The 22,761-nt window shown below is 39.9% G+C and carries 18 protein-coding genes (1 of these 18 only partly in view); 6 read left to right on the plus strand and 12 right to left on the minus strand.

Translation table 11 applies throughout. From position 1 onward, the window contains the following. Window positions 1-144, minus strand: partial view of a DMT family transporter gene (locus MKZ10_RS15455; RefSeq protein ID WP_342505808.1) — the start only. 759 nt of this gene lie to the left of the window's left edge; the window shows 144 of its 903 coding nt (coding positions 1-144); the start codon lies at window positions 142-144; its stop codon lies beyond the left edge, outside the window. 131 nt (window positions 145-275) lie between these two features. Between MKZ10_RS15455 and MKZ10_RS15460 the strand changes: the two genes are divergently transcribed. Both MKZ10_RS15460 and MKZ10_RS15465 read left to right on the plus strand, forming a co-directional pair. After that, window positions 276-998: an MgtC/SapB family protein gene (locus MKZ10_RS15460; RefSeq protein ID WP_342505809.1), complete on the plus strand. Its 723-nt coding sequence runs from the start codon at window positions 276-278 to the stop codon at window positions 996-998. Window positions 999-1,010: 12 nt separating this feature from the next. Beyond that, window positions 1,011-2,015, plus strand: coding sequence for a cation diffusion facilitator family transporter (locus MKZ10_RS15465; RefSeq protein ID WP_342505810.1), 1,005 nt, complete (start codon window positions 1,011-1,013; stop codon window positions 2,013-2,015). A 51-nt stretch (window positions 2,016-2,066) separates the two neighbouring features. Here MKZ10_RS15465 and MKZ10_RS15470 read toward each other — a convergent pair whose 3' ends face one another. Beyond that, window positions 2,067-3,230: an iron-containing alcohol dehydrogenase gene (locus MKZ10_RS15470; protein WP_342505811.1), complete on the minus strand. Its 1,164-nt coding sequence runs from the start codon at window positions 3,228-3,230 to the stop codon at window positions 2,067-2,069. A gap of 121 nt (window positions 3,231-3,351) precedes the next feature. Here MKZ10_RS15470 and MKZ10_RS15475 point away from each other — a divergent pair, with 121 nt between their 5' ends. Beyond that, window positions 3,352-3,588 (plus strand): DUF378 domain-containing protein, encoded by a 237-nt coding sequence (locus MKZ10_RS15475; protein WP_342505812.1) that lies wholly within the window; start codon window positions 3,352-3,354, stop codon window positions 3,586-3,588. Between the two features lie 46 nt (window positions 3,589-3,634). On the opposite strand, the gene MKZ10_RS15480 is transcribed toward MKZ10_RS15475, so the two are convergent. From MKZ10_RS15480 to pruA, 3 genes are all read right to left on the minus strand, one after another. Further along, entirely contained in the window at window positions 3,635-4,879 is a 1,245-nt protein-coding gene (locus tag MKZ10_RS15480) for a Glu/Leu/Phe/Val dehydrogenase (RefSeq protein ID WP_342505813.1), read from the minus strand. Between the two features lie 141 nt (window positions 4,880-5,020). Next, window positions 5,021-6,211, minus strand: coding sequence for an ornithine--oxo-acid transaminase (locus tag MKZ10_RS15485; protein WP_342505814.1), 1,191 nt, complete (start codon window positions 6,209-6,211; stop codon window positions 5,021-5,023). Window positions 6,212-6,348: 137 nt separating this feature from the next. Continuing rightward, window positions 6,349-7,893 carry an L-glutamate gamma-semialdehyde dehydrogenase gene (gene pruA / locus MKZ10_RS15490; RefSeq protein WP_342505815.1) on the minus strand — a complete coding sequence of 515 codons (1,545 nt, stop codon included), beginning with the start codon at window positions 7,891-7,893 and terminating at the stop codon, window positions 6,349-6,351. Between the two features lie 143 nt (window positions 7,894-8,036). Between pruA and MKZ10_RS15495 the strand changes: the two genes are divergently transcribed. Further along, window positions 8,037-9,344, plus strand: a complete 1,308-nt coding sequence (locus MKZ10_RS15495) for a sigma 54-interacting transcriptional regulator (protein ID WP_342505816.1) — start codon at window positions 8,037-8,039, stop codon at window positions 9,342-9,344. Window positions 9,345-9,377: 33 nt separating this feature from the next. On the opposite strand, the gene yugI is transcribed toward MKZ10_RS15495, so the two are convergent. The 4 genes from yugI to MKZ10_RS15515 form a co-directional block, all read right to left on the minus strand. Continuing rightward, window positions 9,378-9,752: a S1 domain-containing post-transcriptional regulator GSP13 gene (gene yugI / locus MKZ10_RS15500; RefSeq protein WP_342505817.1), complete on the minus strand. Its 375-nt coding sequence runs from the start codon at window positions 9,750-9,752 to the stop codon at window positions 9,378-9,380. A 243-nt stretch (window positions 9,753-9,995) separates the two neighbouring features. Further along, window positions 9,996-12,137 (minus strand): sigma-70 family RNA polymerase sigma factor, encoded by a 2,142-nt coding sequence (locus tag MKZ10_RS15505; RefSeq protein WP_342505818.1) that lies wholly within the window; start codon window positions 12,135-12,137, stop codon window positions 9,996-9,998. A gap of 100 nt (window positions 12,138-12,237) precedes the next feature. Next, on the minus strand, window positions 12,238-13,575 hold the full coding sequence (locus MKZ10_RS15510; protein WP_342505819.1) for a hypothetical protein: 1,338 nt from the start codon (window positions 13,573-13,575) through the stop codon (window positions 12,238-12,240). Beyond that, the gene (locus MKZ10_RS15515) at window positions 13,565-14,119 is read right to left on the minus strand and encodes an RNA polymerase sigma factor (protein ID WP_342505820.1); all 555 of its coding nucleotides are present in this window, start codon (window positions 14,117-14,119) and stop codon (window positions 13,565-13,567) included. Before MKZ10_RS15515 ends, MKZ10_RS15510 begins: the two co-directional genes overlap by 11 nt. 187 nt (window positions 14,120-14,306) lie before the next feature. Here MKZ10_RS15515 and MKZ10_RS15520 point away from each other — a divergent pair, with 187 nt between their 5' ends. After that, the gene (locus MKZ10_RS15520; protein WP_342505821.1) at window positions 14,307-15,635 is read left to right on the plus strand and encodes a sodium-dependent transporter; all 1,329 of its coding nucleotides are present in this window, start codon (window positions 14,307-14,309) and stop codon (window positions 15,633-15,635) included. A 140-nt stretch (window positions 15,636-15,775) separates the two neighbouring features. On the opposite strand, the gene MKZ10_RS15525 is transcribed toward MKZ10_RS15520, so the two are convergent. Continuing rightward, complete coding sequence (locus MKZ10_RS15525; RefSeq protein ID WP_342505822.1) at window positions 15,776-17,470, minus strand: methyl-accepting chemotaxis protein; 1,695 nt, start codon at window positions 17,468-17,470, stop codon at window positions 15,776-15,778. A gap of 224 nt (window positions 17,471-17,694) precedes the next feature. Continuing rightward, entirely contained in the window at window positions 17,695-18,489 is a 795-nt protein-coding gene (locus MKZ10_RS15530; protein ID WP_342505823.1) for an EAL domain-containing protein, read from the minus strand. Window positions 18,490-18,931: 442 nt separating this feature from the next. Here MKZ10_RS15530 and MKZ10_RS15535 point away from each other — a divergent pair. Further along, window positions 18,932-20,247 (plus strand): IS3 family transposase gene (locus MKZ10_RS15535; protein WP_342505824.1). Its coding sequence is split into 2 segments (ribosomal slippage): window positions 18,932-19,298 and window positions 19,298-20,247, totalling 1,317 coding nucleotides; the frame shifts between segments, so codons are not numbered across the junction. Between the two features lie 240 nt (window positions 20,248-20,487). Here MKZ10_RS15535 and MKZ10_RS15540 read toward each other — a convergent pair. Then, window positions 20,488-22,677 carry a LuxR C-terminal-related transcriptional regulator gene (locus MKZ10_RS15540; RefSeq protein ID WP_342505825.1) on the minus strand — a complete coding sequence of 730 codons (2,190 nt, stop codon included), beginning with the start codon at window positions 22,675-22,677 and terminating at the stop codon, window positions 20,488-20,490. Between the last annotated feature and the right edge of the window lie 84 nt (window positions 22,678-22,761).

Raw genomic sequence — 22,761 nt, forward strand, 5'->3', positions numbered from 1 at the left:
CATCAGTAAGACAGAGAAAAACATTCGATAAAAAGCAATCACTCCTGCATCAGCTGTTGCGAGTTTGACGAAGATGGCAGAAAGGGCTACGGATATTACACCAATAATGATTGGGATATAAGGATGAATTGCGGGTTTTTCCATTTTAGAACACATCTCTTTCAAAAGGAATGATATATATAGGTTATATTTTTAGTGTTTATGGCAATAAGAATAGTAGTTAGTATAACATGGTTGAATAGAAAGAACATTATGATGTTTGGGGAGGAAGGTTAATGGAATGGATTGCGAATGAAGCGATGTATCCCGAAGTATTGATTAAAATCCTTCTTGCACTCGCATTAAGTTTAGTCATCGGTGTAGAAAGGGAAATAAAGAAGAAGCCTATTGGTTTGAAGACGAGTGCAGTTATCGCAACTTTTAGCTGTCTTCTAACAGTTGTTTCTATCGAAGCCGCTTATCTAGTGCCTGCACGCAATGATATTAACGTGACGATGGACCCTCTTCGTCTTGCTGCACAAATCGTAAGTGGGATTGGTTTCCTTGGAGCCGGTGCTATATTACGTAGGGATAACGATAATATTACCGGGCTAACTACAGCTGCAATGATTTGGGGCGCTGCGAGTATTGGGATTGCAGTCGGCGCTGGTTTTTATATTGAAGCCGCATTTACAGTCCTAAGTGTGATGTTTGTTATTGAAGTAATTGCACCTGCTCTTGGCAAATTCGGACCTAAAAGACTTAGAACGAAGGAGGCTGCATTCATTTTTGTTTTATCGGACAAATCAAAGATTGACGATCTCATTGCCTATTTGAAATCAGAAGGCATGATGATTGAAAATTTACGGATTCGACAAGTCACGACCAGTAGCAAACAGTTGCATCATGAACTTGATTTTCGACTTTCTGCACTGCCCAAAAAAACGACAACAAAATTGTATATCGAACTCACTACACTTTCTTATATCGAATCGGTTGAAATAGAAATCTTTCCATAATGGAGGAATATCATGAAAGAAATACTGACACTTATAAAAGAAGGTAACAAACCTTCCTTACTTGCGGCTATCGTCAATACCGTCATCGCCATTCTGAAAGCTATTGCATTCTTGCTAACTGGCAACATTGCAATGTTTGCAGAAATGTTACATTCGCTCGGCGATGCGGCCAACCAATTTTTTGTCTACATCGGGTCGGCTTTATCAAAAAAAGCACCCACACCTAAATTTCCGAACGGATTTGGTCGAGTTGTCAACTTAGTTTGTCTTGGCGCTGTCATCGTTGTTGCCATTATGTCATACGAAGCGATTATCGGCGGATGGCATCATATTTTAAATCCAGTTGAATCGGGCGGATTTGTACTCAATCTTTCTGTTCTCGGAATTGCAATCGCTCTTGAATTTTTTGTTTTATACAAGGCTGGAAAGGAAGTTCTTCATGAGGCCGGGATTCAAAATGGTGGACTCGCCGCACCTATTACGGTAAGTTTCAGGCATCTCAATCGTGCTAAACCAGCGACAAAACTTGTATTCATGGAAGACTTAGTTGCAACAATGGGCGGGATCCTCGCATTTGTCGCTGTGCTATTGGCCCATTTTCTCGGATTACTTGTCGCCGAAGGAATCGCTTCTATCCTTATCGGACTCATGATGTTTTACGTGGTCGGCAAAGTATTTTTGGAAAACGCAAAGGGGGCAATCGGAGAAACCGACGAAGAAATGCTCAATCACATCGCTCACCTTGTCGCGCAAGACCCCGATGTGAAGGATATTCAACGCGTTGAGGTCTTGAAAGAAGGGGAATTTCTCCATGTTGAAGTGGTTGCAGAAGTTGACTCTTCCCACACTGTCGCATATGTCGATGATGTACGTGATCGATTGTTAGACCTTATCCTCCAGCAAAAAGGAGTGCGAGAGGTTCTTATTTCTTTTGATGAAGACGATGGCGTATCGACTTGGAAAAAAGCCAATTCATCTGAAACAATTCAACAATTCAGTTCTAAGCTACCAGAATAACAAGAAACGCCACGGTCAAGGAGATCCTCAGACGTGGCGTTTTCATTTCTCTTATAACGACGCTTTCAAAATCGTTAACACATCTTTTTTATCTAAACGTGCAAAATTACCTAACGCACCGTTTACGGTTGCTTTTTCAGCCATGAGATCCAACTTCGAATCATCAATGTTATAATCCCCAAGTGTTTCTGGCGCCCCAATAGATGTCCAGAATGTTCTCAGGTTATCAATCCCTTCGAGCGCAATTTCCTCCTCAGTCTTACCATCTGGGTTCACACCAAAGACATTGACTGCCAGTTTAACAAATCGTGCTGGGTTGACTTTAACATTATGGCGCATCCAGTGAGGGAATAGTATCGCAAGCCCCCCCGCATGCGGGATATCATAGACTGCAGATACCGCATGCTCGATATCATGTGATGCCCAGTCACCGTTATAGCCCATCTGAAGAAAACCGTTCAACCCCCATGTCCCTGCGAATAAAATCGTTTCCCGCAGATCATAATCATCCAGGTTTTCAACAAGCTTTGGTCCTGCCTCAATAACTGCACGCAAAACACCTTCACATAGTTCATCTTGAACAGGTGTATTAGTAGCGTTATTAAAATATTGCTCAAATACATGAGACATCATATCCACAATTCCATAAACCGTGTGATTTCTCGGTACTGAAAGGGTATAAGTTGGATCTAAAATAGAAAACTTAGGATAACTAAATAAACTACCCCAGCCATACTTTTCCTGCGTTTCCTCATTTGTAATGACCGAGCCTTTATTCATTTCAGATCCTGTTGCTGCAAGTGTCAAAATTGTACCGAATGGGAGACCATCTGTGGGAGTAGCTTTTTTTGCAACGAAATCCCAAGGATCCCCGTCGTATTTAGCCGCAACTGCAATCAGCTTTGTACAATCAATGACCGATCCGCCTCCAACAGCCAAGATAACCTCAATTCCATGTTCCTTACAAATCGCTGCCCCTTTCCGAGCCGTTGACACACGTGGATTAGGTTCCACTCCCGATAGTTCATGTACTTCCATATCATTATCTTTCAGCATCGCCATAACCTCATCGTACAAACCATTATGCTTAATGCTACCACCGCCATATACGACGAGCACCTTTTTTCCATAGTTCGAAAGTTCCGTCGGTAGTTTTTGCAATTGATCTTTTCCAAAAATCAGCTTTACTGGATTATAAAATTCAAATTTATTCATAAATACTATTCCTCCTCCTTGGTCTTTTCATTATCCGAAACAAGAGCCTGTTTTGCAAAAATAAAGGAGCACGTATGAAAAAAAGACTACTGGGAATAGTAATTTTAGGAGGTGTGAATAGATGGGAGTTGTACAAAAAATAGCATTAGCCATCACAATTATCGGTGCACTTAACTGGGGTGTCGCAGGGATTTTCCGGTTCGATGTTGTCGCACAAATGGCCGGTGGCTCTGCCGAACCGCTCGCACGCTTTGTTTACCTAGTCATTGGTGTTTCGGGACTTATCAATCTTGGAATACTGTTTGATTATCAACGAAGTCGACACGAGGTTCACGTGCCTACACCTAAAGAAATATAAAAGGCATCTCCCGCGAGTAACGGGAGATGCCTTTTTGTTGGTTCGATTACGCCCAACCACGGAAACGTGATGCTTCCGCTGTTTTACGTACACCAATCATATAAGCTGCAAGGCGCATATCAATATTACGCGTTTCAGCGACTGTATAAACATTATCAAATGCCTCTACCATTTTTTTCGTCATTTTTTCACGAACTTCTTCTTCAGTCCAGTAATAACCCATGTTATTTTGAACCCATTCGAAGTAAGAAACTGTTACTCCACCTGCGCTAGCAAGAACATCCGGAACGAGAAGAATACCGCGTTCAGTAAGGATTCTTGTCCCTTCAGTAGTCGTTGGCCCATTAGCTGCCTCAACAACAATCTTAGCTTTGACATTATGTGCGTTTTTCTCAGTAATTTGGTTTGCAATTGCTGCCGGCACAAGAATATCACAATCAAGCTCAAGCAATTCTTGATTCGTAATTGTATTATCGAACAGTGTTGTTACTGTTCCGAAGCTATCACGACGATCTAGAAGATAATCGATATCTAGTCCAGCAGGATCATGCAAAGCACCATAAGCATCGGAAATTCCAATTACTTTTGCACCTGCATCATTCAAGAACTTAGACAGGAAGCTTCCCGCATTACCAAACCCTTGAATCACGATACGCGCACCTTTCATATCAATTCCACGACGTTTTGCCGCTTCTTCGATAATGATTGTAACACCTTCCGCAGTAGCACGGTCACGTCCTTGTGATCCACCAAGAACAATCGGTTTTCCTGTAATGAAGCCAGGTGAATTGAACTCATCAATTCGACTATATTCATCCATCATCCATGCCATAATTTGCGCATTTGTGAAGACGTCTGGAGCTGGAATATCTTTGTTCGGCCCCATTACTTGGCTTAGCGCACGGACATATCCGCGGCTTAGACGCTCAAGTTCGCCCATCGACATTTCGCGCGGGTCACAGATGATTGCACCTTTACCGCCGCCGTATGGTAGGTCAACGATACCCGCTTTCAAAGTCATCCACATAGAAAGTGCTTTTACTTCCTCAGCTGTAACTTCTGGGTGGTATCGAACGCCACCTTTTGTTGGTCCTACAGCATCATTATGTTGTCCACGGTAACCCGTGAAAACTTTTATTTTGCCATCATCCATACGGATTGGAATACGGACCTCAACCATACGAAGTGGTTCTTTTAAAAGTTCGTACATTCCTTCATCATAGCCTAATTTCTCAAGTGCATCCTTAATGACATCTTGTGTAGACGTAAATAGATTCAGGTTTTCAGTCATTTTAATGGTTCGCCTCTTTGATTCATAATGTGTTTTCTTCGTATACATTGTAACATATTAGACATAAAGTTTGCAGATATTATTTTAATTTACTTCAGTAAAGCTGAAGTAAATTAAAGCCTCAGTAGGATATCACTGATTTTATGCAAAAACTTTTTTGATTCTTTCGAGTGCCCAATCCAATTCTTCCTTTGCAATAACCAGTGGTGGTGCAAAACGGATTACTGTGTCATGTGTTTCTTTACAAAGTAGGCCAAGTTCTTTGAGCGCCTCACAGTATGGACGTGCCTCTTCCGTTAGTTCAACACCAATAAATAATCCGCGTCCTCTTACTTCTTTAATCGACGGATGAGCAATTTTCTTTAGCTCTTCCATGAAATAGTTTCCTAGATCAAGTGAATTCTTAGCTAATTCCTCATCTTCTAGTACTTCTAAAGAAGCGATAGATACGGCACATGCCATTGGGTTACCACCGAATGTCGATCCGTGCGATCCAGGATTGAAGACGCCAAGAATCTCTTTGTCTGCTACTACACAAGAAATCGGGAATACGCCGCCCCCCAAAGCTTTACCAAGGATGTACATATCTGGCTCTATGTCTTCCCATTCACAAGCAAACATTTTCCCAGTACGGCATAGACCCGCCTGAATTTCGTCTGCAATGAATAAAACATTATGTTGTTTACAAAGTTCGCGTGCAGCTTTCATGAAGCCCGCTGGAGGAATAATGATTCCCGCTTCCCCTTGAATCGGTTCGATTAAGAATGCCGCTGTGTTCGGAGTGATTGCTGCCTCAAGTGCCGCGATATCACCGTATGGAATCAAATCAATGCCCGGAAGCATCGGACCAAATCCACGCTTGTATTCAGCTTCAGAAGAAAGTGATACAGCCGTCATTGTACGACCATGGAAGTTACCGATACAAGCAATGATTTCTGCCTGCCCATCTGCAACTCCTTTGACATCATAAGCCCAACGGCGTGCCGCTTTGACAGCGGTTTCAACAGCTTCCGCACCAGTGTTCATTGGAAGGGCCATTTCTTTACCGGATAGTTGACAAATTTTTTCATACCATGGACCAAGCTGGTCGTTATGGAAAGCGCGTGATGTGAGTGTTACTTTATCCGCTTGGTCTTTTAATGCTTGAATAATTTTCGGATGTCGATGGCCTTGGTTAACAGCTGAATAAGCAGATAGCATATCCATATATTTATTACCTTCTGGATCTTTCACCCAAACCCCTTGTGCTTCTGAAATAACGATTGGTAGCGGATGATAGTTATTCGCCCCAAATTTATCCGTCTGTACAATCACTTTTTCTGATACTGACATACATTTTCCTCCCTTTGTTTAGCTATGTAATTGCCAGACCTACCGCATGGATAGGTCTGGTTTTTTTATGAAATTAAATCTGTGACATCCGCCGGAGGCTTTTAATTTGAAACGGCAGGTACTTCTGCTGTTTCAAATTAAAATGTTTCTGATGTTGTTTTACCTTGCATATGAAGTTGCAAGTAATCTGGTCCGCCCGCTTTTGAGTCTGTACCGGACATGTTGAAGCCACCAAATGGTTGGTAACCAACGATTGCACCTGTGCAATTACGATTGAAATACAGATTTCCTACATGGAAATCTTCACGTGCTTGTTCGATATGGAAACGGTTATTTGTAATGACCGCACCTGTTAGACCGTAGTCTGTGTTGTTCGCAATTTCAAGCGCTTCTGTGAAGTTTTTCGCTTTTGTTAAGCCGACAACTGGGCCAAAGATTTCTTCTTGCATCACGCGTGCTTTTGGATCAAGATCCGCAATAACTGTTGGTGCAACGAAGAATCCTTTTGAATTATCGCCTGTTCCACCCGCGATTACACGTCCTTCTTGTTTACCAATTTCAATGTAGCTCATAACTTTATCGAATGAAGCTTGGTCGATAACTGGACCAGTAAAGTTTGACTGATCCGCTGGGTCACCGTATGTCAATTCTTTTGTCAATTCCTCAACACGTGCTACAACTTGGTCGTAGACGTCTTCGTGAATCACTGCACGTGAACAAGCTGAACATTTCTGTCCGCTAAAGCCGAATGCAGATTTAACGATAGATTGTGCTGCAAGCTCAAGATCTGCTTCGTTATCAACAACAATCGTATCTTTACCGCCCATTTCAGCGATAACACGTTTCAACCAGATTTGGCCTTCATTAACAATTGCTGCACGTTCGTAAATGCGTGTTCCAACTTCACGTGAACCCGTGAATGAGATGAAACGCGTTCTTGGGTGATCAACAAGATAGTCACCCACTTCAGCGCCGGATCCTGGAATATAGTTCACAACTCCAGCAGGCATACCCGCCTCTTCAAGTACTTCGATGAATTTATAAGCAACAACTGGTGTTGTCGATGCCGGTTTCAGAAGAACTGTGTTACCTGTTACAAGCGCTGCCACTGCTGTTCCAGCCATGATTGCAAATGCGAAGTTCCAAGGAGAGATGACAACACCTACACCAAGTGGAATGTAGTCAAAACGGTTGTACTCGCCTGGACGGCTTTCAACAGGAATACCATCTTTCAATTTAAGCATTTGACGCGCATAGAATTCTAGGAAGTCAATCGCTTCAGCTGTATCCGCATCCGCTTCATTCCAAGGCTTTCCAGCTTCTTTTGTTAGTAGCGCTGAGAATTCGTGTTTACGACGACGAATGATTGCAGCTGCTTTGAATAGGACATCTGCACGGAATTCAGGTTTTACTTTTTTCCAAGTGTTGAATGTTTCATCAGCAACTGACATTGCTTTTTCAGCTAGCTCTCTGCTTGCTTTAGAAACTGATCCAATGATTTCTGCTTTATTTGCAGGGTTTGTTGAAACTAATTTTTCTTCCGTCATGATGCGCTCTCCACCAATAATAAGTGGATAGTCTTGACCAAGATAGCCTTCAACTGTTTTTAGTCCCTCAAGAAAAGCTTGTTTGTTCTCTTCTACGGTAAAATCTGTGAATGGTTCGTGTTTATATGGAATCATGTTGTTCCTCCTTTATTGTAGTGAAACGCAAAAATTATTTGCACTTATTAATTGATTACATATATAATAATGCAAAAGATTGTTGCAGATTTCAAGTGTTATTCATTATTTGTTCACAAAAAATTTATTGGACGGTGATTATTTTGAAAAATATTGATAAATCACTCCTTCCCTTTTATACGTTTGCAGTCGGTCATGCCGGTGTTGGCATCCATGCTGTTGACCAAAATGGCCGTACTGTCATTTATAATAATAAGATGAAAGAAATTGAAGGTCTTGCCCTTGAAGATGTGGGCGACCGTTCTATTTTAGAGCTATTCAATTTTAATCAGCAGGAGAGTACGTTGCTGAAAGTATTACAAAGCGGCAAGGAACAGTTGAATGTCAAACAGACATATTGGAACAGAAATGGTACAGAAATTACAACCATCAATGATACATACCCGGTTTACAATGGGACAAATCTCATTGGTGCCATTGAACTTGTCCGTGATGTGACAGCTCTTGAGAAATTTGTCCTGCAGCCCTTTCGAAAAAATAGTGATCCCGTTACATTCAATCAGGTCATCGCTGTCTCCCCTCCAATGAAAGCCGTCATTTCAACGGCTAAAAAAGCTGTTCGTACAAAGTTGCCTGTTTTGTTGATTGGAGAATCCGGGACAGGCAAAGATCTTATCGCAGAAAGCATACATAATGAATTGTCGCCTTCCAACGGCCTATTCTATACCCTCTTTTGCCATAGTTCAGATCCGATTTTGATTGAACGCTTGAACGAGGACTTGAATGATCCGGAGCCTTTCACGCTATTCTGTGAGCGTATTGATCTGCTTTCAATTGCATTGCAGCAAAAATTATTGGCACTTCTTAGAAAAACACCCGCCGGCAACCGCCAATTCATCGCTAGTATCGGCGATGACCCGGTAGAATTGATTGCTTCGGGAGCTCTTTTGAAGGATTTATATTATTTCTTTGCTTCATTTACGATTCGTATTCCGCCGCTGCGGAAGCGTAAAGAAGATATCGTGCCATTCATTTCCGCTTATTTTATGCGGCGTAGTGAACGTTATGGTTCCACACTCCAAGGTGTTGAATCTGAAGTAGAACAGCTTTTCCATGGTTATGATTGGCCAGGTAATATGCGTGAGCTTGAGTTTCTTCTTGATGAGATTTCCTCGCTCGCTACACTAGAAACGGTTGTCACATTCGATATGCTACCGCTTCATTTCCGAATGAAGAGCAATGCCATTGCGGATGAACCCGTGCAAGCTACGGATTTTATTGTTCAACCAAATAAAGAACTGCTACCCCTTGACCAATTTTTACGTGAGGCGGAAGTGTATTACTTACAAAAGGCCATGAAGCTCAATGAGGAAAACATTACAAAAACTGCGAGCGCACTTGGTATGAGCCGGCAAAACTTGCAATATCGTTTAAAGAAAATAAAAAAATGAGGAACTAGGCTTGGCTGCCTGTTCCTCATTTTTTTAGTGACCCGATTTCTCAATCCAATCTTGAAGTTTGTCTTTCAATGAGTTAAATCCATCTGCGTCACGTTCATTGACGCGTGCTTGTAATGATTTACGCGGATTGTCGTCCCTCCGTGTAGATGGCGGTGCTTCTAGTAACGCACGAATTGATAGACTAATTTTCCCGGCATCTTCATCTACTTCTAGCACTTTCACATTAACTTCCTGACCTACAGTTAGAAATTCATTAATATCCTTCACAAAGCCATATGTTATTTCAGAAATGTGGACAAGTCCTTGTGTTTCTTCGTCAAGTGCAACAAATGCACCATACGGTTGAATTCCTGTTACTTTGCCGGAAAGCTCTTCTCCAGCTTCATATTTTCTCGCCATTTGAAACAGCTCCCATCTATTTTTATAGTATATCTGCCGCCACAAGGGCCATCAAAATTATACCATATTTAGAGGGGGTGGGCAAAATCGTTTGGCGATTCATAAGCTTCCTTCTTCGATAATGATTGATTCTACTTGCCACACTTCATCTTCCGCGTAAGTCATCCAGACGTTATAACAGTAACGTCCATCCAGTTCTCGAATGCAACGAAAACACTCCTTATCAATCACACAACAATTACCTTATTCAAATTTCAGCATATCTGAATTAATAAAACTTATTTTCCAATTAGTAGTTTCATCCACTAACATTTCAGCCGCATAACGACCAATATCCCCCTTTTGAAGGATAATAGAGCCGCCTAATGATTCCCTTGCATCGAAAAAAAGTCCATCCACTTCATTAAGATGAAAATCCTCTTGTTGCCAATTCATAAGATAATCTTCCAGTGTTTGCGGATTATCCCTTTGTGTAGATAAATGCCACATCGTTACCGGATCATCATTGTCATTTGCTAAATAATACATGGCGAAAGTAACGAAGGGATGCACATCATTCAACACAGTCGCATCATGGTTTGATGAGTAGAGATTATACGTTTCATCCACTAACTTCTCAAAAGAGGGATCAGGGAAAGTGACAATATCAAATCCTTGATCTGGTTGTAAAATGCCATTCATTTCAAATGAATGGAGCTTACCTGCTTTAGCCAATCCTATTGCATAATTCAAATGATAGTAGGTAAAACGACTTTGCATGTCTGATTCTGTCCACTCACTCGCCTCCATTTCGCGAATAATGGTTCTCATAATATGAGCTGATGGAGACTCCTTGCCACCTGACGCGATTTTCTTCCAAGACGACTTTACCTCTTCTGTTATTTTTCCGTCGGAACCGAATATCCGATTCGTTTCAGAGTCAGTGATGAGTACATAAAAGAGAGTAGAGTAATAGTCTCTGAGCGATAAGTAAGGTATTTCAAGTTGAATATCCCCCTCCGCCAATAACGTCCTTTCTATTTCTAGTAGATTATCAACGGGTTCATCATAAGCATTAAACAACTTCGGTTGAGCGATATACGATGAAGATTCTAGCAGTGCTATATAACCAGCAAAATCCTCGTGGATCGAAGCTTTAACCTTGGCACTTAACTCATTCCTTTCGAAAGAAGGAACCAATGCTGCCCATTCTGAAACAGAATCAAGATACAAGTTTTGTTTCTCCATACTATTTAGCGCAATTTGTAATTCTTCAGGATACGTTTCTTTCTTTTCAAGAAATTTTTCGATTTGAAATAGCCCGTCAGCCATCGCAGCTTCAATAAGCTGTTGGTGCTGATAAATAGATGCCATGTAGGATTGCTGAATGTCATTGATTTGCTTTACATATTTACTAATAAATTCCCTACTTTTTTCTTTATCATTTGCTAGTGGACGTTTAATGAGTTGCTCAACCATTTCAGACGGTAACTCCATCGAGTTTATAATTACGTCATAGTTATTTTTAATCGTTTTTTTGTTGATTTCCCCATTGTTCTCAATACTTTTTTCTTCCTCTTGGAACATTGTTTCGAAATCCTCTCGTGCTTGTTTGCCGTACGGGGTAAAGTAGTAATAATTTTGCTGATCTTCTTCAGTACTTTCTTTCAACCCCAATTGTGCATAACGACTCGCTAGTTCTTCTTCAAAAGATATTTTCAGTTGCTCCATAAAGTCTACTGCTGAATTCTTTTGATCCTCTTCACCTGTAAAGACCGGAACGATTACAAGAACAGCCAAAGTCAGTATCCCAACAATCCATGGAATTAGGACCTTCTTCGAGATCGGTTGTTTCTTTATATCCGACTGCCTTATTTCTTCTTTCACCGTTGCAAAGACTTGATCTTTCCGGAATGAAGAACTGATTCTTCCATACGATTTTTGTAGAAACTCTAACCTTTTATCCAAATGAGCATTATCGATTTCAATAGTGAGTTGCTGGATTGCATGTCTGATAGCCTCTCCGACAGCCTCCTCGGAAATCCCCAAAACCATCGCAATCTCTGCCTCACTCATATTATGAAATTGTGAAAGGATTAAGGCCAGCTTTGCTTTTTCTTCTAGTCTACTAATCTTTTCATGCAATTGTTGATCCTCTTCAAATGGCAAAACTGTATCTTGCCCGAGACTCGTCTGCTGTGCATGCCGAAACTTATGTAGCGCAACTTTATAAATAAATTGTTTTCTTTCATCCATATTTTCTAAATCAGTATAAATTTCACGGAATGTTTCCACCGTCAGTTGTGCAGCTTGTTCTGGTGAATATCCGTATTGAAATGCGTAACGTTCGATCTGATGTGCATATAGGTCAATCCATTCTTCAAATTCAGTACTCTCTTCCTTCATCCCAGCTCCCCCTAACACAACATATCCCACCACTTCCAAGTATACCAAACAAATAAAAAGAAGGTTATCCCGGGGACAGGATAACCTTCTTCTACGCGCCCTATGGCAATGGCTCTAGCCAATCCGTAAATAATTGCCATTCACGACTGTCTTCCCATATAAAATAAGCATCCTCGGAAGTTCCATCTTCTCGAACAACTTGAACGGTAGCGGAAACTGCATTAGCAACAATATGTTTGACCGAGTCTGCGGAAAACACAATTTGCTGCGCATTATCAAAAAGCGACACGCCTTTTCGCCAATCTGCAACATATTCCTCTACCGTATAGTCTCTGCCTTGCTGAATGTTAATGGTCATATCATCACTATGAGTTAAATAGTAAATCGTTTCAGGATCTTCCATATCATTGGCATAATGAAAGACGCCGACAATATAAACGAGTGAGTATCCTTTAAAAATGGTTTTATCATGCGCTACTTTGAATTGCTCATACAAAGATTTTACTTGTTGTTCAAAATCATGATTCGGCAATGTGATGGTCTTGTCGGTTACTTCTGCCCTTCCGTCAAAGTCATTCACTATTGGCTGCCCAGTTCTCGTCAGTGCCAATATGACATAACCGCGCGTATCTGGATGAAAATTAGACTTTACCTTCTCAGCAAGCCTTGGCGCATAATAGTGCACCATTATCTCCCCAGTATCCCTATTCATAGTCAGCTCGATATACTGCTCGCTCATCGTATCAATCATATTTTGGAGCCCCTTGGGAAATGTATCCGGACTTAGCATCATCACTGCCGCTTTATCAATGGATGGGTCCATTTTAAAATCTTCTATCACCTGTTGATTTTCCACCAATATTTCATCATAGACGATAATAAGGCTTTTAATTTTCTCAAAAAACGTATCAAGATAATCAATACTCGCCTGCTCATCCTCAACTAAAGATTGGTCTGCGATAACCTGCATCAGATCGGATGGTAATCTTAGGCTCGACAGCGCGCGTTTATAATTCACTTCTGCTTGCTCCCTATCGTCAGCAATGTTTTCAATAATCCTATCCGCCTCAGCGACGAACACCAGCTTGCTGAATTTGTCCTCCTCCAATTTCAAGACATCGCGCTGCTTCTCACGTTCAACCGCATAGTCATGTTGGAGTTTTTCAACATATTCGTCACTCGCTAGTTTTTCTTTATGTTCTGTGATAAACAAAGCCGTAATGAAACCGAACAAAAATATGCTGGCAACACTAACAGCCAAAACAGTTACCTTATACCGAAACGTTCTTTTTCTCCTGACAGTAGACTCCTTCTGTTCTGGTTTATTCGTTTCCCCTTCAATTTTCTGAAGCACCTCCTCTGGATTAAATGAAGTTGGCAGACGGTCATAGGACTTTTTAAGAAATTCCATTCGCTTGTCGAAATCATTATTCGCCATGACGCACACCTCCATTATTGTCCATTGCTTTTTTCAAACTATCTTTCGCTCGGTGTAGACGTGTTTTAACAACTGAGAGTGTGATGTTTAAGACGTCGGCAATTTGCTGATAGGATAAGTCTTGGAAATAATACAGAATCAGTGGCAATCGATATTTTTCATCTAATTGCATAATGGCTACATGCAGTTCGCGGTCTTCTTCGAATAAAAGAACTTGCGCCTCCACGGAATGCTGTACGGTCATTTGTGTATCATTGCCCACTTTTTGTTTCTTATCTCGCTCTCGATTTTCTTTCCGGTAATAATCACGTGCTGTGTTTAACGTAATTTTATACAGCCATGTCGTAAAGCGTTCTTGATTGAATTGATGTAAAAACCTGTGCAATTTGATGAATACTTCCTGCGTCACGTCTGGTATATCATCTAGCCTGACACCACATTGGTAGGCGAATTTCTCTACCGTCCGATAATAAAGCTTCATCAACTTTCCGTAAGCAGCCTGATCTCCTTGCTGCGCTTTTGCAATTAAGTCGATATTGTTCATACTTCCCCCTCGCCCTCTTGCTTCTGTAGATGATACGAAACTTTCATGTAAATTGTTTCACTTAATTTATCAGCCGTCGCAAAAATAGAAAGATTCTGGACTTGTATACTTATGTAAAACTGCTTTGGCATTCAAGTTAATTCGTGTACAATTAATACGTTCTTATATACGAAAGAGTGGTTATTTTATGAAACAACGTGATCAATGGACGTCGAAAATTGGCTTCGTTCTCGCTGCCGCTGGTAGTGCGATTGGACTTGGTGCCATTTGGAAATTCCCTTATATGGTAGGAACGAATGGTGGTAGTGTCTTCGTCCTGCTATTCATTATTTGTACAGTTGCAATTGGGCTGCCAATCTTGCTTGCAGAATTCGTCATCGGACGGAAAGGTCAGGCAGATGTCGTTACTTCTCTAAAAAAACTAGCGCCTGGTCGCCTATGGTATATGCTTGGCTGGATGGGACTTGCAGTATCTTTTATTCTGTTATCGTTTTACAGCGTTGTTGGTGGATGGATTCTATCATACTTGGCACGCGCTATAACCTTACGACTCGATGTCGCTGATCATAGTGAATACTTCAATTCTATCATTTCCAATCCACTGGAGGTTCTACTCGCTCAGGCGGTCTTTATGGGACTAACGATTTGGATTGTACAAAGTGGTATTCGAGGTGGCATTGAGCGGGCGAGTAGATGGATGATGCCGCTATTATTCATATTCTTCATCATCCTAGCGATTCGTTCATTGACATTAGACGGGGCTATGGAAGGTGTCCGCTTCTTGTTTGTACCGGATTGGTCTTACTTTACAGGCACCACACTGTTACTGGCACTTGGGCAAGCGTTCTTCTCTTTGAGTGTCGGGGTAACTGCCATGATGACATATGCATCTTATTTGCCAAAAGAAGAACAGTTGGGGCAATCTGCCGTCAACGTTTCCATCTTAAATATTGTCATTTCGTTATTAGCCGGACTTGTCATTTTCCCAGCGGTGTTCGCACTTGGGCAATCACCCGCTGAAGGACCAGGACTTATTTTTGTCATCCTGCCTGCGATTTTTAGCCAAATCCCATTTGGCAATGTGTTCATGATTGTATTCTTCATCTTAATGCTGTTTGCGACACTAACATCATCAATTTCCATGCTAGAAATTGTTGTATCTACGGGTATTCGCCAGAGGCATGAGCGTAGAAAAAGTGCTGCTTGGGTATTCGGTATTCTGATCTTCATCGTCGGTATACCGAGCGCTTTGTCATTCGGCGCACTGTCTGATGTACAAATTTTTGGCGGATCCATTTTCGACTTTGCTGACACATTGACAAGTAAAATTGGGATGCCACTCGGCGCACTTTGTATTTCACTGTTCGCAGGTTTTGTCCTTACGAAAGCACAAACAGACGCGGAACTACGTATGCATCCTATCATGAATGCACTGTGGAAATTCCTTGTTCGATTTGTAGTACCTGCTGCGATTATTGTTATTTTTATTACATGGATTATTGAACTTTCCGCTTAACAAAAACGTCCGATGAATTCCCTATGGAATCAATCGGACGTTTTATTATTTTCAGTAGCTGAGTGGCACCATTGCGCTCTATTCAAGGCTTGTACTAACGCATAGAAAATTAATACAAAAAGATTACAGACACTCGGAAGCTAGTTCAATTTAAATTGCTTCACTGTCTCTTGTAGATCCTCTGCCATTTTGGATAAAGTAGTAGCAGATGCTGTGATTTCTTCCATAGAAGCAAGTTGTTCTTCTGATGCAGAAGCAACATTTTGTGTATTATCAGCAGAATGTTGCGCAATATTTGCCATTTCTCCAATAGAAGCGTTAACCTCTTCTGTACTTGCGGACATTTCTTCAGAAATAGCCGTAACTTCTTGAATTTGGGCAGTAACTTGTTCAATTGAGATTAATATCTTTTCAAATCGTTTTCCTGTTTCATCTATGATTAGTTTACCAGTTGCAACTTCTGTCGTACCGACTTCCATAACATGTACCGCTTCATTCGTATCATCTTGTATTTGAGTGATTAATCCAGCTATTTGACCAGCTGATTCTCTGGATTGTTCTGCAAGTTTTCTAACTTCATCTGCTACGACAGCAAACCCTTTTCCATGCTCACCTGCACGAGCAGCTTCAATCGCTGCATTTAAAGCCAATAAATTAGTTTGATCAGCTATTCCAGTTATGACTCCAATAATATTACCAATCTCATTGGATAGCTCTCCTAATTTTTTGATACCCAAAGCAGAATCCGCTACTGCATCATGAATGGTGTTCATTTGATGAATCATTTTTTGAAGAGATTCATTCCCCAAGTTAGCTTCCTTGTTTGTTTCAATTGCTGATTCTGAAACAGAAGAAGATGTTTCAGCTATTTGTTGTATGCCAATTGCCATTTCATTCATGGCTGTAGAGGAATCATTGGCTGAATCAACTTGCGTCTCCGTACCACTTGCAATTTCCTGAATAGATGTTGCAATCTGCTCCGTCGCTCGGGCTGTTTGTTCCGCACTTGCAGTTAACTCTTCTGCAGAGGATGCTGTATGGCTTGAGTTAATACTAACTTTTTCAATTACTATCCGAAGGTTTTTAGCCATCAGATTGAATGAATTGACCAAATCTCCAATCTCATCTTTGTTTTTCACTTTTACAGGTTTAACAGAAAGATCCCCTTCTGCCATTTTTATAGCCGAATTAGCTAAAGCAATTACCGGTGTTGAAATAAGTCGTCCCATAATAAGCGCGATAACAATTCCAACTAAAACGGCAACAATTCCTACTGCTAGGACAAGTATAACTGTACTTTGTACCTTTTTAGCATTTTGCGTACTACCTGTAACCAACAAATTATGCTGACTATCTGAGAGCTCTTTTACTGCTTCATCTAGTCTGAGTACGATACCTATTCCTTCTGAAGAAACGAGCGCTTGGTATTCTGCATTTCTATTCTTCTTTTTTAAATCAAATACTTTTTCTGTGAATCGAGCATACTCAGCTTCTATTTCGTTAACTTCTTCCAACATCTTAATAAATTCTGGTCCTTTGAATTTTGGATGTAAGGCATCATAGACTTCTCTATACTTCGAAGCAGCGTCAGTATGGGCTTGAAGTGACTTACTATCCCCAGATAATAAATATCCCCTCATTGTAATCATTTCTTGTTTTACCGCCACTTGTAATTCTTTGATTTCCACCGCTTTCATTGCCTTATCGTCTATTAAATCAGTATATGAATCTCTCAAACTTGTAATTTGGGTAAAACTTATGCCAATTGATATGATTAGTAATAATAAAACGGCAGTGAATCCACCTAATAACTTTTTGTTAATTGTCCATCTCATAATAAAACTCCTCGACTTTCTTCTCTTTGTTTATACGAACATGCTGCACTACTGGTTCAATAATTTACTGCGCGATGATCTAGTCACTTATCGCACACATTGTGGATAGAATTGATTCACTCTTCATGATTACGGAAATACTATATACAACCAATAGAATGACCACAAAATAGCGAGTGAAAATGCCAATCATAATTTGCATTTTCTCCATCTGTTTTATATTCCTAAGCGTGACTTTTTTCCATTTTCTCGGTTAACCTGAATTTAATAATTAGGTTTTCTCCTGTTACAGGCTTGCTGAAAAGATACCCCTGCCCCTCATTACAGTGATGCAGCTTTAAAAATTGAAGATGCTCCTCTGTCTCAATCCCTTCAGCTATCACGCGTATATTCAAACTATGAGCTAGGGTAATAATCATTTTTACGATTTCCCTGTCTTTTGAACTATGCACTAAATCATTCACAAATGACCTATCGATTTTAATAATATCTACAGGAAATTCCTTTAAATAGGTCAACGTATTATAGCCCGTCCCGAAATCATCGAGACTTATTAAAATGCCAAGTTCTCTCAATTGCTTCATCATACTAATCGCCTTGGGAATATCGATTGTTATCCCTTCAGTAATTTCAAGCTCTAGATAGCACGGGGAAAGACCTGTTTCCTTTAATACTTGAGAAACAGTCTTAAAGAGGTCCTGCTCGAGTAGTTGACAAGGAGAAAGATTAACGGACATGATAATCGGAGAAAAACCATCGTCTTGCCATTTCTTATTTTGTTTACATGCATTGTATAATACCCATTTTCCAATTCGAGTAATTTCACCTATTTCCTCCGCTATAGGTATAAAATCACCTGGTGCAATTAGCCCAATTTCGGGATGCTGCCATCTGATTAAAGCTTCGACGCCCACTACTTTCTCAGTTTTCAAGTTCACCTTTGGTTGAAAATGCAAGAATAACTCATTACGCTCAATTGCTTTCAGCAAATCCGTTTCAAGCACTTTAGAATGATTCATAACTTCCTCCCTCGTACTAATAAACTAAACCAGCTAGCTTTATTATCTACAATTCGACATTAAACGACAATCACCAATAGTTCTTATTATTCATTGATGTTTAAGGTATAAAAGACTTAAGTATAGGAATCATATCCTACTCTAGCCTTATCTCTACAAAAAAAGAACCTGCAACGATATAAAATGTACCCTATGAGATAGACACTTTAAAAAAGTCTCTCTTATGGGGTACTTTTCTTTATAATGAAAGAACAACGATTATATGTTGGCATGAAGAACCTTATCAACAACGCTTGGCGCTTGGGGATGCCTCCCGCGATAAGCCTAATAGAAGACCACTATTAGTCTCATCGCTTCGGCTACCCCAGTAAGGCGCCTACGCTGGAGATTATTACAAGGAAAATATAAATCCAACATATATAGATAGAGCGGAGCAGAATTTATGTCAAAGAAATTATTTACTGATCAAGAACAAAAAATACTGGTGAAACATCCTTATGTAAAAGCTGTTAGTGAAAAGGGAATTACATATACAGATGAATTTAAAGCAATAGCTATTAAGGGATATGAAGATGGTAAAAGTTCACGGGAAATCTTTGAAGATGCAGGGTTCGATATTGATATCGTGGGGATTCAACGGGCGCTTTCGGCTTTAAAACGCTGGCGTGCAGCCTATAAAGAGAATGGCGTGTCTGGGCTAGAAGATACACGTAAATATCATTCAGGACGCCCATTAAAGCGTCAATTAAGCGTAGATGAAAAGTATGCCAGATTAGAAGCGCAAAATGAACTACTAAAAAAGATAGGGCTAGCAGAAAGGATGTTGGGGAAGAACAAGTAAAACTCACAGAGGCACGACAATTCCAATTGATACACACCGTCATCGAAATGCATGATTTAAAACAAATGGTACGCTACCTTTGTCGATTAATAGGGGTATCCCGTTCGGGATATTATCGCTATTTTTCAGATGAGGCAGTGGCAAAACGACAAACAGATCATCAAGCAGATGAAACAGTCAAGGACATCATTTTAAAGGCTATTCATTTTCGGCGTCGTCCTACCAAGGGGGCTCGTCAGATAAAAATGACATTGGAACGCCATTATCAAATTACGTATAATTTAAAACGAATTCGTCGCATTATGAAAAAGTTTGAAATCGTATGTCCGATTCGAAAAGCGAATCCTTATCGTAGAATGGCAAAAGCAACAAAAGAACATCGCACATTACCAAACCTTTTAAATCGCGAGTTTAAGCAAGGGATTTCCGGAAAAGTATTATTGACGGACATTACCTATTTAAGTTATGGAAAAGGAAAACGTGCCTATCTATCGACCATTAAAGATGCGGAAACCAATGAAATTCTAGCCTATGAAACATCCGATAAAATAACGCTAGATATCGCTCTAAGTACAGTAAAGAAATTAAAGAAGAATGGTAAAAAACTAGCTGAAGGTGCTTTCATTCACTCGGATCAAGGGGTTCACTATACCAGTCCCCACTTCCAAAAGCTTGTGAAGAAAATGGGTTTAGGTCAGTCCATGTCACGTCGTGGGAACTGTTGGGATAACGCTCCCCAAGAATCATTCTTTGGTCATTTTAAAGATGAAATAGATATGAAATCATGTGAAGCTTTGGAAGATGTAAAACGAGAGATAAAGAGCTATATGACTTATTACAATCATTATCGTGGTCAGTGGAATTTAAAAAGGATGACGCCTGTAGAATACAGACATCATCTTCTTCAAGTTTCCTAAATATGTTGAATGTATAATTCTTACTCACTTCAGCTGATTGGAGTGCAGAGCGGCGACTCCAGCGGGAACAGCACAAGCCGAAGACCCCGCAGGAACGAAGTGACGAGGAGGCTGAGGCTGTGCCCGCGGAAAGCGTCCGCTCGGAACGGAAATCAACGGTTAGTTACATTCTTCAGTTCAACTTATATAGGGCTTTTTTTAATTGTCCTTTACAAAGGGTACATTTTAATATGCAAGTTCTTACTTTACTGGGCTATACCCCATTTGATATATTTTAGCAATTGCCTGAGAACGGTCTGAAACGTCCAATTTACTTAAGATATGCGTCATATGGTTTTTAACAGTGTGCTCACTAATATAGAGAAGTTGAGCAATCTCTTTATTGCTGCAGCCTTGAATAACGTGATTCAGAACTTCTTTTTCTCTCGTTGATAAATTCAGACTAAGAAATGTTTCTTCTTGAATTTCAGTAGCTACAGATTGTCTTCGATTCAAACTTCCCTCAAGTACAATTTCTCTCACATTTATTTCCCTTTGATTGACGAATAAAATAAATCGTTTTCGCATATTCTCGTTTTCAATTTTCAATGTAGCAATCGATTTGATTGAGCTATTATCGGAATGATAGGTCTGAATGATTGCTATGAACTCAGCCAATAAATTGCCATCACTTTTCCCATCAAGTACTTCCCCTATTTTTCCCAATAACGAAATCAATTCTTGATCGTCTATTATTCCTTCCACCAAAATAGGGTCAATAACTGAAAAAAAGCTTAGTCTTTCAATCATAATCGAATCACTAATGCCAACTTCCAGTGCAAACTCTAAGGCAGTTTCTTTTATATCTTCTGCCAATTTATATTTTTCGGGCTCATAAACTTGCAAGAGCTTGCGTGGCAATTCCATCATATTTAAATTCCCACGAAATCTATCCTGGGTCTTAAGAAAGTGAATTGCTATTCCGCCTGCTATGGCCAAATTGGAAATAACAGTTATATACTTATCCATTTCTGTCTTTGAACGAATCCCAACAGAAAGTGAGCCATATACATAATCATCAAAAACGAGCGGAAATTCCATGATTCTTATTCCACACGGGGTTTCATTCATTAAAGGATTTCTCCATTTCTTGACGACAAGAGTTGAAGAAAAGAGCTTCTGTGCTGCTTCCTGAAGGTGGTTATAGACGACCTCTTCCAAAATCCCCTTTGACAGCAGCTTCGCATTATTTTCAGTTACATCACTTCTATAGACAATTGAAGTGAAGGTTTCCCGTGTAAAGTTCATACTAATATCAATCAAAATTAATAATACCTTTTCAAGATCCTTTACTGTCATCAGCACCTTAATAATCTCTTCGAAGGTAGCGATTTCCATTGATTGATTTTTAATTTTGTCGACCAAATCCAGCGTATTTAAGTGATTCATCATAAGAGAAGCACACGTAGAAAGTTTGTCATAAATTGATATTTCATCAATTTCTCGCTCAGTGCTTCCTCCAAATAACAATCCAATTACTTGATTGTCCCCCACAAGAGGGAAACAAAATAAGCTTTTCACATCCATATTCAATTTAGTAAATAACCAGAGTCGTGCATCATTTTCAATATTCTCATAAAACTGAGGTTGTTTTGTAGCAATTGAATAGCCCAGTAAACCTTCTCCAACTGAAAATGTATAATCTCTCAAAGCCTCTGAGTATTCGCCAACACTCGTTTTAACCCTATACAGATCGCCTGTTGAGTGGAAAGCAAGTGCTATAAAATCGACATCATTCAAAAAAATTGCTGTTTGTAAAATTGATTCAACCGTTGCCGTTTTGTTATTAATCGAGGTTATTTGTTCTGACACAAGGCTCGAAAATTTTTGGGTGTTATTATATTCTTCACGTCTTGCTACATATGAAGCGATAACCTCTGTCATATTTTTTATATGCTCAACTTTATTGAATACTTCACTTTCTGAGAGTGCCTCGAATTCAACGACTTCCTTAGATAAATAACTATTCATTGCAAAATAATTATCAATCATTTCATTTGTTTTCTCGTCAATAATATAACCAGAAATAATAAAATAAGTCGCTCTCTTATTCAAAAGTACAGGCGATATGATTACCTTATTTCCCAGCTCAGTGTCGAGTAAGATTGTTTTATTGATCGAATGTAAGGGCTGAATAAAGCTTTCGAGATTTTCTTTTGTTATATATTTCCTATATAATTCTTCCGTTTGTCGATTTCCCCAAGATATTTCGGTAAGAAATTCACCTTCCAGGCTATAAATAATAATCGCTAACCCAGTCCAGCTGGCATATGAATCCTGTAATCTTTGCAAAAATAATAAATCCTCTTTCATATCTGATACCACAGTCTTTTTTTTAGATACTTTTTCATCGTCTCTTATCCCCTTTGGTAAATCTATAGCGCTTTTCATTACAAAATTGCCCGAGTAGTCTTATTCTCATATATTAGCACTGATTTGAGATAATAGTAATATTTTGATCTTCCAATTATTACT

Source organism: Sporosarcina sp. FSL K6-2383 (genome assembly GCF_038618305.1).
Classification (GTDB): Bacteria; Bacillota; Bacilli; order Bacillales_A; family Planococcaceae; genus Sporosarcina.